Annotated in this window: 10 protein-coding genes and 1 pseudogene; 2 read left to right on the top strand and 9 right to left on the bottom strand. The window is 63.0% G+C overall.

Annotated elements, in window-relative coordinates; genetic code table 11:
- Nucleotides 1-60: 60 nt before the first annotated feature.
- Nucleotides 61-1,659 carry a LysM peptidoglycan-binding domain-containing protein gene (locus tag AC52Q4_RS02505; RefSeq protein ID WP_495535221.1) on the top strand — a complete coding sequence of 533 codons (1,599 nt, stop codon included), beginning with the start codon at nucleotides 61-63 and terminating at the stop codon, nucleotides 1,657-1,659.
- A 53-nt stretch (nucleotides 1,660-1,712) separates the two neighbouring features.
- Here the strand turns inward: AC52Q4_RS02505 and minE are convergent, their stop codons facing one another.
- The 8 genes and pseudogenes from minE to AC52Q4_RS02465 all read right to left on the bottom strand — a co-directional run bounded on the left by minE (nucleotide 1,713) and on the right by AC52Q4_RS02465 (nucleotide 10,780).
- Complete coding sequence (gene minE, locus AC52Q4_RS02500; RefSeq protein ID WP_495535220.1) at nucleotides 1,713-1,994, bottom strand: cell division topological specificity factor MinE; 282 nt, start codon at nucleotides 1,992-1,994, stop codon at nucleotides 1,713-1,715.
- Complete coding sequence (gene minD / locus AC52Q4_RS02495) at nucleotides 1,991-2,806, bottom strand: septum site-determining protein MinD (protein WP_495535219.1); 816 nt, start codon at nucleotides 2,804-2,806, stop codon at nucleotides 1,991-1,993. The genes minE and minD overlap by 4 nt, the downstream gene beginning before the upstream one ends.
- Nucleotides 2,807-2,902: 96 nt before the next feature.
- Nucleotides 2,903-3,628 (bottom strand): septum site-determining protein MinC, encoded by a 726-nt coding sequence (minC, locus tag AC52Q4_RS02490; RefSeq protein WP_495535218.1) that lies wholly within the window; start codon nucleotides 3,626-3,628, stop codon nucleotides 2,903-2,905.
- 104 nt (nucleotides 3,629-3,732) lie between these two features.
- Nucleotides 3,733-5,673 (bottom strand): molecular chaperone HtpG, encoded by a 1,941-nt coding sequence (gene htpG, locus AC52Q4_RS02485; protein ID WP_495535217.1) that lies wholly within the window; start codon nucleotides 5,671-5,673, stop codon nucleotides 3,733-3,735.
- Nucleotides 5,674-5,802: 129 nt separating this feature from the next.
- A complete protein-coding gene (locus AC52Q4_RS02480) occupies nucleotides 5,803-6,279 on the bottom strand; it encodes a methylated-DNA--[protein]-cysteine S-methyltransferase (protein ID WP_495535216.1) in 477 nt (158 codons plus the stop codon).
- Nucleotides 6,280-6,420: 141 nt separating this feature from the next.
- The gene (gene galE / locus AC52Q4_RS02475) at nucleotides 6,421-7,410 is read right to left on the bottom strand and encodes a UDP-glucose 4-epimerase GalE (RefSeq protein ID WP_495535264.1); all 990 of its coding nucleotides are present in this window, start codon (nucleotides 7,408-7,410) and stop codon (nucleotides 6,421-6,423) included.
- A 141-nt stretch (nucleotides 7,411-7,551) separates the two neighbouring features.
- Nucleotides 7,552-8,442, bottom strand: a pseudogene (locus AC52Q4_RS02470) (formate dehydrogenase accessory sulfurtransferase FdhD); the annotation flags it as partial.
- 10 nt (nucleotides 8,443-8,452) lie between these two features.
- Nucleotides 8,453-10,780, bottom strand: coding sequence for an FdhF/YdeP family oxidoreductase (locus AC52Q4_RS02465; protein ID WP_495535215.1), 2,328 nt, complete (start codon nucleotides 10,778-10,780; stop codon nucleotides 8,453-8,455).
- A 210-nt stretch (nucleotides 10,781-10,990) separates the two neighbouring features.
- Between AC52Q4_RS02465 and AC52Q4_RS02460 the strand changes: the two genes are divergently transcribed.
- Nucleotides 10,991-12,274, top strand: coding sequence for an O-antigen ligase family protein (locus tag AC52Q4_RS02460; RefSeq protein WP_495535214.1), 1,284 nt, complete (start codon nucleotides 10,991-10,993; stop codon nucleotides 12,272-12,274).
- On the opposite strand, the gene AC52Q4_RS02455 is transcribed toward AC52Q4_RS02460, so the two are convergent.
- On the bottom strand, nucleotides 12,271-14,259 hold the full coding sequence (locus AC52Q4_RS02455) for a polysaccharide biosynthesis protein (RefSeq protein WP_495535213.1): 1,989 nt from the start codon (nucleotides 14,257-14,259) through the stop codon (nucleotides 12,271-12,273). The two genes, AC52Q4_RS02460 and AC52Q4_RS02455, sit on opposite strands and share 4 nt — an antisense overlap.
- Nucleotides 14,260-14,533 lie beyond the last annotated feature (274 nt).

Here is a 14,533-nt window from a genome sequence, read left to right as displayed (position 1 = left end):
GCGAGCGAGACGCACGGCCGATAAAAACAACGACCTAAGATCAAGAAAGGAGACTCGGGGGTGGGGGCAAGCGCTTTGGTCGCGTGCGCGAGGGCGATCGGTGCGGGCTCGGCAGCCATAGTGCTGCTCGCCGGCTGCGCCCAGCTTGGTGTCGAGCAAGCAAGCTCCGACGCCCCCTCTTCAGTAGCCGGCGCGGAGCGTCGCTCCCAACCGGAGGGCGAAACACTTGCCCTTGCCACGGCGTCGTCGGCCACCGCTGACTACGCTGATCTCTGGGAGCGCATACGAGACGGCTTCGCACTGCCCAGCGTCAACGGTCAACCACTCTTGCGCCGCGAAATCGACTACTTTGCCGGACGCCAGGATTATTTGGATCGGGTCGCCGAGCGTGCCCGACCCTACCTCTCTTACATCGTGCAAGCGCTCGAGGAGCGCGACATGCCGACGGAGATCGCGCTGCTGCCGATCGTCGAGAGCGCGTTCCGCCCATTCGCCTATTCAGCGAGCAAAGCCGCGGGTATCTGGCAGTTCATCCCCACCACCGGTCAATACTACGGTCTGCAGCAAAACTGGTGGTACGATGGACGGCGCGATGTCATTGCTGCCACCCAGGCCGCACTGGATTACCTGCAGCGCCTGAACGGACTCTTCGCGGGTGATTGGCTGCTCACCATCGCCGCGTACAACGCGGGCGAGGGTACGGTCCTCAGAGCGATCAAACGCAACGCCGTCCGTGGCCGACGGACCGACTTCTGGCATCTCGATCTGCCCCGGGAGACCGAGGCCTACGTTCCGCGCCTGCTCGCGCTGCGCACGCTCATCGCCACGCCAAGCGCCTACGGTCTGAAGCTACCGAGCATACCGAACGAGCTGCCGATCGAGGTCGTGGAAATCAAATCCCAGATCGATCTCGCGCTGGCCGCGCAACTTGCCGACGTCAGCGTCGCCGAGCTCTACCGGCTCAATCCCGGCTACAACCGTTGGGCGACGGCACCGGATGGTCCGCACAGACTGGTGCTGCCAGTCAACCAGGTGGCGCGGTTCAAGAAGCAATTGGCGGCAATCCCCCCGGAGGAGCGCGTGCACTGGCGACGCCATCGGGTCGAACGGGGAGACACCCTCGGCGCGCTGGCGCGGCATTATCATACGACGACGGCGGTCCTCAAGGCGGTCAACCGGCTGAGAGGCAATCTCATCCGCACAGGCAGCCACCTGATCGTCCCGCTGACGGCGCAGCGCGCGCACGGCGGCGCGAGCGATCCAAACCGGCGCCGCATCGCCAACCTCAAAACGAGCTACGTGGTGCGCCGCGGCGATAGCCTATGGAGAATCGCTCGCACGCATCAGATCACCGTGACTCGGCTCTGCCGCTTGAACGAAATCGCACCGGATACCGTGCTGCGTCCAGGTCAAAGCCTCACTGTACCGGCTACCCGATCGATTTCATTCGCCCTGGCCGATAGCCACGGGCCGGCGACGATCCAATCCGTCCAGTATACGGTCCGGCGCGGCGATTCCCTTTATCGCATCGCCCGCCACTTTAAAGTGAGCATCGACGACCTGCGACGCTGGAACAATCTGCACGAAGGGCGATTTCTGCAACCCGGCCAGAAGCTTCGTTTGCGCGTGGACGTCACCCATATCAGTGACAACAGCTGAGACAGCCGTCAGGACGAACGGCGCAGCAAGTAGTTCGTCGGTCCTCCGGAAGCTCAGCGCGCTCGCGCGGAGGAAGCCTCCGGATTGTCCGGAAGCGTGATATTGAGCTCCAAAACCTCGCAATCACCTTCCTGGTCCAACTGCATGCGCACGGCATTGCGATCGACCTGGACGTATTTTCGCACGACGGCCAGCAGCTCATCCTGCAGCATCGGCAGATAGTCCGGCCCGCCCGCGCACTGAAGACGCTCGCGGGCGACGATGATCTGCAGCCGCTCTTTGGCGAGCGACGCCGTTTTTTTGCGCTGAGAGCGGAAATAGCTCAAGAAACTCATGCGCTGGAGCCCCCGAAGAGCCGCCCGAACAGACCCTTTTTCTCGGTCAGGAATCGATGCTCGCGCTCCTCGCCAAGAAAGCGCGCCACCGCATCCTGATACGCTTGACCGGCATCGGAGCGGGATTCCAATATGACCGGCATACCGGAATTAGAGGCGTTGAGCACCGTCGTCGACTCCGGTATCACGCCCAGCAACTCGATGGCCAGTATTTCCTGGACGTCCTCGACGCTGAGCATCTCTCCCTTGCCCACGCGCGACGGCGCATAACGGGTCACCAGCAGCCGCTCGCGCACCGAGGGTTCGCCACGCTCGGCGCGCCGTGTCTTGCTGGCGAGCAGGCCGAGCACCCGATCGGAATCCCGCACCGAGGAGACCTCCGGGTTCGTCACCACGATGGCCTCATCGGCAAAATACATGGCCAGGTAGGCACCGCGCTCGATACCGGCCGGGGAGTCGCAGATGATGTAATCGAAATCCTCGCAGAGCTCGTCGAGCACCCGCTCCACGCCTTCCGTGGTAAGCGCATCCTTGTCCCGCGTTTGCGAGGCCGGAAGGATATAAAGGCCGGGAATTCGCTTATCCTTGATCAGCGCCTGCTTGAGGACCGCCTCTCCGTTGATCACATTGACGAAATCGTAGACGACACGGCGCTCGCAACCCATGATCAGATCCAGGCTGCGCAGCCCCACATCAAAATCGATTACCGCAGTTCGCCTGCCAGCGCTCGCCAGTCCGGCCGCAAAGGCGGCACTGGTGGTGGTTTTTCCCACACCACCTTTACCGGAAGTCACGACGATAATTCTCGTCACGTTATCTACCTCCCCCCGAAAATTCGGTGGCTACACCAGCCTTTGCTTTTGGATGAAATATCTTTACCGGGGACGTACCGCCCGGAGCGTCTTCCCCTACCCTGGGTGACCAAGCGGCGCGATATATAACGCATCACCTCGTAGGAAGATTTGCACCTGCCGACCGCGGTCGGCCTCGCCGATCTGCTCGCTTACCTGATAATGCCCGGCGATAGCGACCAACTCGGCATTCAAGCTCTGACAAAAAATCCGTGCCTCGGTATTTCCCTGCACCCCGGCCAAAGCGCGCCCTCGTAGTGCACCATAAACATGGATGTTGCCATCGGCAAGCAGCTCGGCACCCGCGCTGACCGAGGCGATGACGACCAAATCGCCGCCACGCGCGTAAATCTGCTGACCGGAGCGCACGGGCTGGGTCACGATGCGCCCCGGCAAAGCACTGGCCTCGGGCGGCCGTTCTTCCTGACGCTGCAGATCCGGCCCGTCCGCGAGCTGACGCAAGACGCCTAACCCCGTCTCCGCCGCGAGGCGCTCGAGGGCTTCTCCTTCGCCACGGAGCGCGATGGGAACCAACTCCCTGCGGCGCAGCTCCACCAGCAGCGCCGCCAGCCGCGATGCCGTCAGCTCCGCGGCAACCGGTTGCGGGTCAAGCACGAGAGGCAGTGCGCGAAGCAAGTCCGGCGCTGTCGCCATGCGGGCATCCAGCTGCCTGAGGAGGGATTCGATATCGGTACTGCTTAGGCGAAGCACCGTGAGGGTCACCATCCGACCTTTCAGGTCGAAAGCGGCTGCCCGGGGTCCAGGGCTGGTTTGCGGGGCCATGAGCTTCCCTTGGCCTGTGCGAGAAATACCGGTGCGCCCCTGCTAGACCATCTCTTGACTCGCCTGAGCAGCGGCGCACCCCGTTCTTATATCGCGACCGTTGGTCACTCGCAAGCGTAACGTGAGCTGAGCAGCGCGTTCAGACGCTGGACGAAGGCGGTCGGATCATCGAGCTGGCCGCCTTCGTTCAACACGGCCTGCTCGAAGAGCAATTGTGCCCAATCCTCGAACCGGCCGCCGTCCTCACCTTCCTTGAGCCGGCGCACGATTTCATGCTCCGGGTTGATCTCCAGGGCCGGCTTGCCCTGCGGCAGCGGCTGACCCGCGGAGCGTAACATGCGCATCACACCGGCGCCGAGTTCATGCTCGCCTACCACCAAGCAGGCCGGCGAATCGGTCAGCCGGTGACTCACCCTCACCTCGGAGACACGCTCATCGAGGGTCTTGCGCATCCGCTCCACCAGGCTCTTGTATTCCTCTTGGGCCTGCTGCAGAGCGGCCTTGCTCTCTTCGTCGTCCAACTCGCCCAGGTCGAGTTCGCCCTTGGCCACCGAGTGCAACGGCTTTCCGTTGTACTCGAGCAAATAGGTCACCAGCCACTCGTCCACCGGCTCATGGAGTAGCAGCACCTCCAGGCCCTTCTTGTTGAACACTTCGAGATGCGGGCTGCGGCGCGCGGCGCTCAAAGTCTCCGCCGTCACGTAATAGATCGCCTTCTGCTCGGGCTTCATCCGCCCGATATAATCCTCCAGCGAGACGTTGGCCTGATCGCCGGTTTCATGAGTCGAACAGAAGCGCAACAACCCGGCGATCCGTTCCCGGTTGCTGGTGTCCTCCACCACGCCTTCCTTGAGGACGGTGCCGAAACGCGTCCAGAACTCCTTGTAGTTCTTGGGCTCCTTTTTTGCCATCTTCTCCAGCAGTTCCAGGATCCGGCGCACCGAGGCGGCACGGATGGTGTCGATCAAGCGGTTGTGCTGGAGCAGCTCACGGGAGACGTTCAACGGCAGATCATCGGTATCCACGATTCCCCGCACGAATCGCAGGTAACGCGGCATCAGGTGTTTGGTGTCTTCCATAACGAAGACCCGGCGCACGTAAAGCTTTATGCCGTGGCTCTGCTCGCGCGCATAGAGATCGAGCGGGCGTATGCCCGGAATATAAAGCAACGCCGTGTACGCCTGCGTTCCCTCGACCTTGTAGTGAACCCAGTTCTGGGGCTCTTCGTAGTCGTGAGCCACGTGCTTGTAGAACTCGATGTACTCCGGGTCGGAGATCTCGATCTTGGGGCGCATCCAAAGAGCGGAAGCGCGATTGACCGTCTCCTCGCTCGGTTGCTCGCCCGCTGCCTCGGCGCTCTCGGCCTCCTTGCCTTCCTCCTTGTCCTTTGCCTCGCCCATCACCGGCATGACGATCGGGATCGAGATGTGATCCGAGTAACGGCGAATGATCTCCCGCAACCGCTTCCCGTCAAGATATTCTTCGGCATCCATGCGCAGGTGGAGCACGACCTCGGTCCCCCGCTTGGGGCGGTGCTCGTATTCCACGGAGTAGGCGCCTTCGCCGGAGGATTCCCAGCGCACGCCCTGATCGGGATTCTCGCCCGCCTTGCGGGTATGCACAGTGACCCGGTCGGCAACGATAAACGCCGAGTAGAAACCGACGCCGAACTGTCCGATGAGGCGGGCGTCGTGCGCCTCGTCACCGGTGAGCGAATCGATGAAGGCGCGCGTGCCGGAGCGGGCGATCGTGCCGAGATTGCTCACGACGTCGTCGCGGTTCATTCCGATGCCGTTATCGCTTACCGTGATGGTGCGTTCGGTGAGGTCGAAGTCGACCCGGATCTTGAGCTCCGGATCGTCCTCGAGCAGCGACTCGTCGCGCAGCGCGTCGAAGCGCAGCCGGTCGGTCGCGTCCGAGGCATTCGAGATCAGCTCGCGCAGGAACGCCTCGCGGTTGCTGTATACCGATTGAATCATGAGCTTCAGCAGCTGCTGAACCTCAGCCTGAAACTCGAGCGTTTCCTTCTCCGCCTGTACCGTCATGAGTGATCAACCCCTAACCCGTGATAGCCGAATTCGTTAAAGTCACATGGAGATGGGCGCCCGCGCATGGTAATTCAAGCGCAGCGGCCGTACGACGCCGTGTTGGCGTTTCCCGCGAGCGCGTAAACGCTAACCGCCGCTGCTTCGCTCGTGCTCCAGCAACCAACCTTTGATCGCGAGCATGCGGCCTTCGCGGAAGCCTGAGAAACCGCCCAACCCGCCGGCGGCGACCACCCGATGGCAGGGAACCACCAGCGGCACGGGATTGGCACGGCACGCCCCGCCAATCGCGCGCGCCGAGGTGCGCAGCTCCTTTGCCAACATCCCGTACGTGCAGACAACACCGGGCGGGACCCGCCGCAAGCGCTCCCACACGCGGCACTGAAATGCCGTGCCACGAAAGCGCACCGGAAGCGTCAGGCTCAGGCGACCGTCCCTGAGATACCCCTGGATTTGTGCCTTTACCCGCGCTGCGAAGCCGCACCCGGCCGGTGTAACCGACGCCGGCCGACCGAGCAATTCGAGAGCAACGACGGCGCCCGCCTCGCAATGCACGGCAATCGCGCCGAAGGGTGCCGGGACCACCACATCATAGTCTCTGTTCACGGCGCCGTTTTCTCCGGACATCGAGCCAACCGGCGGCGTGCCCGCGCATGATGCCCTGCACCCTCGGCACGGGCAAGCCCCTAACGGGCGTTGAGCACCCACCTGCGGGCACCCGGCCCGTCAAACGATTATTTTGCCGTATTACACGCGTTGCTGCATTGCTTGATACGCCCGCTCCCAGGCGAGCGCATGCGTGACGATCCGATCCAGGTCATCGTATGCCGGCTCCCAGCCCAGCACGCGCTGGATGCGGGTATTGTCGGCGACCAGGGCCGGCGGATCGCCGGGGCGCCGGTCGACCTCTTCCACGGGAAAGCCAACACCTGCAACGGCACGCACCCGATCGAGCACCTCGCGCACGCTGTAACCATGGCCATAGCCGCAGTTGAGCACCTCGCTCGCCCCGCCCGCCGCCAGATGCTCCAACGCCATGAGGTGGGCGTGGGCGAGATCCTCGACATGAATGTAGTCGCGAATGCAGGTTCCGTCGGCGGTCGGGTAATCGCTACCGTAGAGCTTCAGCCCCCAACGCACGCCGAGCGCTGCCTCGCAGGCGACCTTGATGAGGTGGGTTGCCCGCGGGGTGGCCTGGCCGATCCGCGCCTGAGGCTCGGCGCCGGCGACGTTGAAATAGCGCAGAATCACGTAACGCAGCTCCGAGGCCGCCGCCAGATCCATGCAGATGCGCTCGCTCATCATCTTGGAGGCGCCGTAAGGATTGATCGGCGCCAAAGGCGTTTGCTCCGTTACTGCCGCCGTCGCCGGCATACCGTAAACCGCCGCCGTAGAGGAAAAGACGTACCAGGGTATGCGATGGCGGTCGATGAGCTCGAGCAGCGCGAGTGTGTTGCCGGTGTTGTTGGCGTAATATTTCAATGGTACGGCAAGCGATTCCGGGACCACCGTGCTCGCGGCGAAATGCATCAGCGCCTCGAAGCGGCCTCGTTCCATGAGTTCCGAGAGTTTCTCGTGCTCTGCCAAGTCTCCCTCGACCAATGGGACGTCCGGTACCGCCCAGCGGTGGCCGGTGGAGAGATTGTCATAGACCGTAACCTCGTGGTCGGCGGCGAGCAGCTGGCGAACGACATGCGAGCCGATGTAACCAGCCCCCCCCGTGACTAGAACCTTCATTAGTGCCTCCGTCCTGGACAGCCGGTCGAAAACCGGGCGCTCATCGAGGAAACGGTCCCGAACCGAGGCACCGGCTCGGCCAGCCCCTCTGCACCCGGTCACTCCATTCGCTCTTGCGTTCAGAGCGTTGCGCTCCTCGCCGCTGTACACGGTTAACCGGTCGCGCCACAGGCAACTCACCAGAGTCGCCCCGTAGCGCCTGGCAAGATCGACGGCGAGACTGGTAGGCGCGCCGATGGAGACGAGCTTGGGTATCCCCGCCAACAGCGCCTTTTGAACCAGTTCAAAGGCCGCCCGGCCGCTGAAGACCACGGTGGTATCGGATGCCGGAAGCTTGCCGTCCAACAGCAGGTTGCCGATCAGCTTGTCGGTGGCGTTGTGCCGGCCGACATCCTCGCGACGTAGCATCAGCTCGCCGCATGGGTCGAACAGCGCGGTTTCGTGGGAGCCCCCGGTGCGCGCGAAGGTCGAGCGGGAAACACGCATCGCACGGTGCAGCCTAAACAGTTCAGCCGGCGTCAAGCGCGAGGCGCCGAGCGGCGGCTGCGGACAGCTCGCCTCGACGAGCTCCAAGGCCGCCTTACCGCAAACACCGCAACTTGAAGTGGTGTAGACACGGCGGCTGAGCCGCTCCAGGTCGACCCGTACCTGCGGCTTTAGAAAAACGTTGACCACATTGTATTGCTGCGCCTCGCCTTCCTCGGTGCAGTAGGCGAGTCGCTCAATCGCTTGTCGATCACGGAGCACCCCTTCCGAGAACAGGAAACCGACGGCGAGATCAAAGTCCGCGCCCGGCGAGCGCATGGTTACCGACAGCCGGTGGTGGACTTGGACACCGTGCTCCCAGGCCACCACCCGTATCTCCAAAGGCTCCTCGCCGATCACCTCGTCGCTGTGCCGGCGAGTGCTGCGAGCGCGGTATTCCGTCACCCGTGTGCGCACGACCCGCGCGGCCCGCGGGATCTGCCGCGCGTCATAGGCAAGCAGGGGATCCACGGCATAGAGCTCGGAAAGCTCGTCAGAGGCACTCATGCACGCCAGCTTACAGTTGTACCGCGTTATGTCTGAGCGCATCGTCACGCTCTGGCTCTCGGCGGCGCAGCGTAGCGACCACGTCGCGATATGCCGGAATCCGCGCCAGGGCGGAACGGCTTTGCGGATTGACCAGGACGTTCGCCTCGGGCCAATACACCTCCAATGTGCCATCGCTGACCGGTGCCGCGAACAACCGGCCGCAGAGCGCACCGTAGTCGTTCTCCAGCACGACCTCGTCGCGCTCGCGCAAGCCCAGGCGTTCCAGATCGGCCGTACTGATGAGTATCGCGTCGCGCGGCTTGGCGTTGATCGGGTCGGATTCCTCGTGCAGGATGCTGTTGAACTGCTTGCCGCGCCGATTGACCACATGAAACCGCCCATCGAGCGGCTCTGCATCTTCCGAGGGCACAGGGATGAAGTGCGCCTTGCGATCTGGGGTCGGAAACGTCCAATCGGCGCAGAGATGGCGCCCACCGTATTGCACCTGATCGCCCTCGCGGCAGAGCGCCTCGATACCGCGGTAGAGCGGGACGACGCGGCTGATCTCCTCGCGCAGCGCCGGTGTGCCCGCACAACGAAGCTTATCGGCGATCTCGGGGCGTACCCGCCGCGCCAGATCCAGATACACCTCCCACTCCGGGCGTGCCTCGCCAATCCTTGGGCCGGGGATCTCGGGGCTGAAGATAATACGTCGCTCGGTGGTCGTCTCGGTCACCCCGCCCGGCATCTCGTAGCGGGTAGCCGCCGGCAGCAGCAAGGTGGCCTCCTTCGGCTCGATCAGCATCTGCGAGGCGGGCACGATATCGAAGTGCACCCGCAGAGGAATGTTGGCAAGCGCAGCCTCGACCTGCCTCGGATCGGGCAGCACCTCGTTGAAGCTGCCGCCGACGGACCAGAGGACGTCGATCTCGCCAGCCAATGCCGAGCCGATCATTTCGGCCGTGGTCAAACCCGGCTGCTCCGGAACCGGGAATCCCCAAAGCTCCGCCATCTCCCGTGCGCTCTCGGTGTTCACGCCACGCCCGCCCGGAAACGCGGTCGCATAAGCGCCCATCTCGGCACCGCCCTGCACGCCGGAATGGCCGCGTATGGGCATCAAGCCGCAACCTTCACGCCCGACGTAACCTTTGCTCATGGCGAGATTGACCAGCGCGTAGACGTTCTCCTCGCCCCGGACATGCTGAGTGATCCCCATGCCCCAGACGAACACAGCCCGCGGCGCCTGGGAGAGCATCTGCGCGAACTCGTGCATCTGCCCGGGCGCGACACCGCTCGAGCGTGCGAGCGCATCCCAGCTCTCGGTTTCGAGCCGCGCGCGCAAATCCTCGAAACCGACAGTGTGGTCGGTGATGAAGCGGCGATCGACCCAATCGCGCTCGATCATGGCCTTGAGCGTGCCGTTGAGGAAGGCGATATCGCCACCGGCGGCGATCTGAAAAAAGCGGTCGGTCATCCGCGTGCCGAACAGCGCGCTCTCCAAGTCCGAGGGTACCCAGTTGTGCTCGAGCGCCGGCTCCCGGTACGGGTTGATGACCGCCACCCGCGTACCGGCCTTACGCGCGTAATAGAGGTACTTCATGATCATCGGCTGATTATTGGCGACATTGGAGCCGATGAAGACGATCAGGTCCGTGCCGATGAGATCACGGTAGCTGCAGGTGGTAGCACCGACGCCAAGCGTCGCCTTGAGACCAAAAGTGCTCGGTGAATGGCACACCCGCGCCGCGTTGTCGACGTTGTTGGTGCCGATGGCGCGGGCCGCCTTCTGAAACGCGTAGTAATTCTCGTTCGGCTCCCCGCGGCTGGTCATGTAAAAATACAGCCGCTCCGGGCGGCTCGCGCGGATCCGCTCGGCGACCCGCGACAACGCCTCCTCCCAGGAGATGCGGCTGAACCCTGGTTCGCCGCGACGGCGGAGCATCGGGTAGGGCAGACGACCCAGCGCCCTTAAATTGCGCGAGCGCCAGGCTCGCAAGGCGGATACGTCCTCGAGCTTGGCGGGATCGAGCGCCGGCATCGTATTCAAACGCAGCAGGCGCAGGCGCACGTTGCACAGATGGATGTTCTCCATCGTCCAGTCGCGCAGCCCCGCCGTGCCGAGCGAGCAGCCGTCGCAGACGCCGTGATTGAGAATACGCCAGGCGTAATCGAGATTATCGCCGTTTTCGTTCAACGCTCGGAAGATTTCGGCGAAATTTTCGCGACGGCGCAGCGGGACCTTGCTGGCCCAAGGGGAAGGCATCCAACGCTTGGCCGGCGGACGCACCGGATCGATGGGGTGAGGCAGACGAAAAGCCTCGCGCGCCAAGCTCAAGACCGCCGTCAGCTTGTTCATCGTCACACGCCACCCTCGCAGCGAGGTTCAACGCCAGCATACCACCTCTGCTCCGCGTTGCAGCCGGTCTCGTTATTGCCCGCCGAGGTACACCTGCGCATACTCTCCCGCACGCGCCGATGAAAGCCGGAGTATCGGCGCCGGTGCAAAAACGCAGGAGGTAAATACCCCATCACCAGCGTAGCGAACCATCCACCGCGGACAAGCCAATTGGCCCGGACCATAAGCACCCGAATCGGCGTCGGCGCGCTTTACGTATTCGCCGCCTCGGCCTGGGTGAGCACCGCGCTTGCCAACGTCGCCCTGGGCGTGTGCCTGCTTGCCTTTTTCGCGCAACTTCCCGGCGAGTGGCCGCGCATTCGGTGTGAGCCGATGTTCAAGCTCGTGCTCATCGCCGGCGTCTACCTGCTGGGCAACACGCTGTGGGCCATGCACCACCACCCCGGGCTCGCCTCCGAGCAGCCACGGGCGGCATTGAGCTGGTTCAGCCTGTGGCTCTTCGTCGTCACGGCCTGGTGGTGCGCGGGGAACGAGCAGCGCATCCGAATTGTTCTAGGCTTGGCCTTCGTGAGCTTAGTCGCTTCTTTGGCAATGGAGTTCGACTGGGCACAATGGCTCTCGACTCTGACGGAAGGTCGGCGGTCCGGAATCGGCTTTACGGCGGCGGCCGCTGGGCTTTATACGGCCACGGCACTCCTCGGCTGGCTACTTCTAGCCGGGCCGTGGAACTTGCATCTGAAAAATCACGTGACTTGGATTTTCACTTCTATTGCCTGGGCCGCAATTTCCCTATTGCTCCTTCAGGCAATCATCATCACCCAATCCCGCACAACCTGGCTGGCGCTGATCCTAGTCGGGATTTCGTTGCTTGCCTTTGTAACCTATAGCTACAGGAGAGAGCTCAACAAGCTGACTCGGGGACAAATTCTCAAATTGTTGATTGGCGCAGTCATTGTCGCGGTCTGCTTGCTGGGAATTCTTTTTGCTAACAGCGAAGTAATTCTGCGGCGTTTCATCCTACTTAAAGACGCCGCCTTGATGGACTGGTCTCACATTCCCTCAACAATCAGCGTTCGGCTCTCCCTCGATGTGTACGGCTTCGAAAAACTGCTCGAGCGACCTTTTCTGGGCTGGGGTCCCAGCACGGTCGTAACGCATGAGTTCGCCACTGCAGACGGTTTTCCCAGCCTCGCCGAACAGCCGGACCTACACAATAGCTATCTGGTTATGCTCGTGCGCTTAGGGTTTCTCGGAGGACTCATCTACCTTGGTGGAGCCATACATCTCAGCCGGTGGGTATGGCAAGCTTACCGTAGCCAAGCGATGTCCCAGCGGATGTTTTTATTTCTACTGGGTACCGCCGGCTTAACGCTTCTTGCGGCGCTCATGAATTTCCGCTGGACACACATCGACTTTCGCTTTTTCTGGCTGCTCCTCGCCGGTATTGCGTTCTCGTATACGCTGGTCAAGCCGCCGTGGCCGGCCGAGCGCTAAGGCTTCGGCAGCTGAGCGCGCGAGGCGGCGACATTCCGCCCGTCTTCGATATTGCGCACGAGCGCGACCGAGGGACGCGGCTCGCGCTGCCAGATCAGGTCGTGAATGTCCTGCGTCGAAGTGAATCCGCTCACGGTCTCCAAGAGCAGCGTACGCACGCCCTCGCAGTCGAAGCGATCGCAGGCGCGCGTCAGTTGCTCCAGATACGGCTTGAGCTGATGCCAGGGGTAGAAGGACTCTTGGGCCTGACGGATCATCGGGTGCTGCGTGGCGGCGTCCTCATCGCCGATCAAAAGCTCCTCATAGAGTTTCTCGCCCGGACGCAGGCCGGTGAATTCGATGGCGATGTCGCCGTGGGGATTATCCGCGTCGCATACCTCATAGCCCGCCAGCTGGATCATGCGCCGGGCCATATCCACGATTTTCACGGAAGCACCCATGTCCAGCACGAAGACCTCCCCGCCCCGGCCCATGGCGCCCGCCTGAATGACGAGCGCCGTCGCCTCCGGGATGGTCATGAAGTAGCGGGTGATTTCGGGATGGGTAACGGTGACGGGGCCGCCGCGCTGAATCTGCTCGCGAAACAGCGGCACCACCGAGCCCGAGGAGCCGAGCACATTACCGAACCGTACCAGGCAGAAACGCGTCGTCAGCGTCGCATCCCGGGTGCACCGATCATTCAAGCCCTGCAACACCAGCTCTGCCAGGCGCTTGCTCGCCCCCATCACGTTGGTCGGGCGAACGGCCTTGTCCGTCGAAACCAGCACGAAACGCTCGACCCCGCAGGCCAATGCCGCCTCGGCCGCATACCATGTGCCGAGGACGTTGTTGCGCACCCCGCTGACGTAATTCTGCTCGACGAGCGGCACATGCTTGTAAGCCGCCGCGTGAAAGACCGTATGCACCGCCCATACGGACATCACGCGACGCAGCATCGCGCGTTCCGTGACGGACCCCAAGAGCGGTATCAGCTCGACCGCCAACGCCTCGGCCTGCACAATATGGCGCAGCTCCCGCTCGATTTGGTACAAGGCGGGTTCGGCGAACTCATACAGCAGTAACACCCGCGGAGACTGCCGCAGGATCTGACGGCAAAGCTCGCTGCCGATCGTTCCCCCCGCTCCGGTGACCATTACCGCCTTGCCTTGGATACACTGCCCCAACAGGCGCGGCTCGGGAATTACCGGATCGCGCCCCAGCAGATCCTCGATGTCGACCTCGCGGAACTCGTCGACCCGCGCGGCCCCGGAGACCAGATCCGCCAGCCCGGGCAAGGTCTTGACGTGCACCGGCAACGGCTCCAGGCGGGTGAGAATGGCATTGCGCCGCATCCTCGATAGCGAGGGCATCGCCAGCAGCACATAGACGACCTCGAGGGTCTCGGTCAGCTTCGGCAGTATCTCCGGCGAGTGAACCCTGATGCCGTGCATGACCATGCCCTGTAGGGCGGGGTCGTCATCCACGAAAGCCACGGGCTCGTACTCGTTGCCGCTCAGCAGCGCGGCGGCGCATTGCAGTCCCGCCGCACCGGCCCCGTAGATGACGACCGGCTCTTTGTTCGTACGCCGCCGGATGAGGCTTTGCAGCGAGGCGCGGATGAGAAACCGGGTGCCGCCGATATACAGCAAGGCGAGCAACGCGTAGAGCAGCACCACTGAGCGCGGCAAGCCGCGCATATTGATCATCAAGCTCATCGCGATGATCAGCAGCGCCGATATCCCCACCCCGTTGACCACGGCAAACACCGCCTGTGTGCTCATATACCGCACCACGGCCCGGTACAGACCAAGCGCATGCAGTATGGGAATGGTCAACAACGGCGTCGCTATGAACAGCCACCAAAAACGCGTGAGATACGGCGGCGCCACCGTACCGAAGCGCAGGGCGAAAGCGGACCACACGGCAAGCGGCAGCATGGCCGCATCCGCCCCGACCATGATGAGTTGTTTCGTGCGGCGGGGAAGCGCGGCAATTATCCGGTACATTGTCGTTCGCATTTCCTGGCTGTACGCCACCCCCGCATCCCGATGATCTTCTTTCACGCCATCCTAGCCTGCCGAATTCTTTTCACAACCCCTAAAGTAAAATGAAAGCTCGATCCACCAAGCCGGTGATTTGCCGGGCGCCGCCGTCAGGTTGCGCTTTTTGCAATTGGCTTCGCAGGTTGGCAGGATTCGATTCGCCCCACCCTCCCCGTTATCGGCAGCGGTTCGCGGCTTCGATCGAGGTCTGCCCGGGATGCCGAGGCAGTCAAGCGCG

Source organism: Nitrococcus sp. (assembly GCF_059432795.1).
Note: the sequence above shows the minus strand (reverse complement) of the source record. Positions and strands in the feature narration are given on the sequence as shown.

Bases quoted from the DNA above. Each gene is read 5' to 3' on its own strand.
- minE (WP_495535220.1), bottom strand. From the start codon at position 1,994: ATGAGTTTCTTGAGCTATTTCCGCTCTCAGCGCAAAAAAACGGCGTCG.
- minC (WP_495535218.1), bottom strand. From the start codon at position 3,628: ATGGCCCCGCAAACCAGCCCTGGACCCCGGGCAGCCGCTTTCGACCTG.
- htpG (WP_495535217.1), bottom strand. From the start codon at position 5,673: ATGACGGTACAGGCGGAGAAGGAAACGCTCGAGTTTCAGGCTGAGGTT.
- galE (WP_495535264.1), bottom strand. From the start codon at position 7,410: ATGAAGGTTCTAGTCACGGGGGGGGCTGGTTACATCGGCTCGCATGTC.
- AC52Q4_RS02465 (WP_495535215.1), bottom strand. From the start codon at position 10,780: ATGAACAAGCTGACGGCGGTCTTGAGCTTGGCGCGCGAGGCTTTTCGT.
- AC52Q4_RS02455 (WP_495535213.1), bottom strand. From the start codon at position 14,259: ATGTACCGGATAATTGCCGCGCTTCCCCGCCGCACGAAACAACTCATC.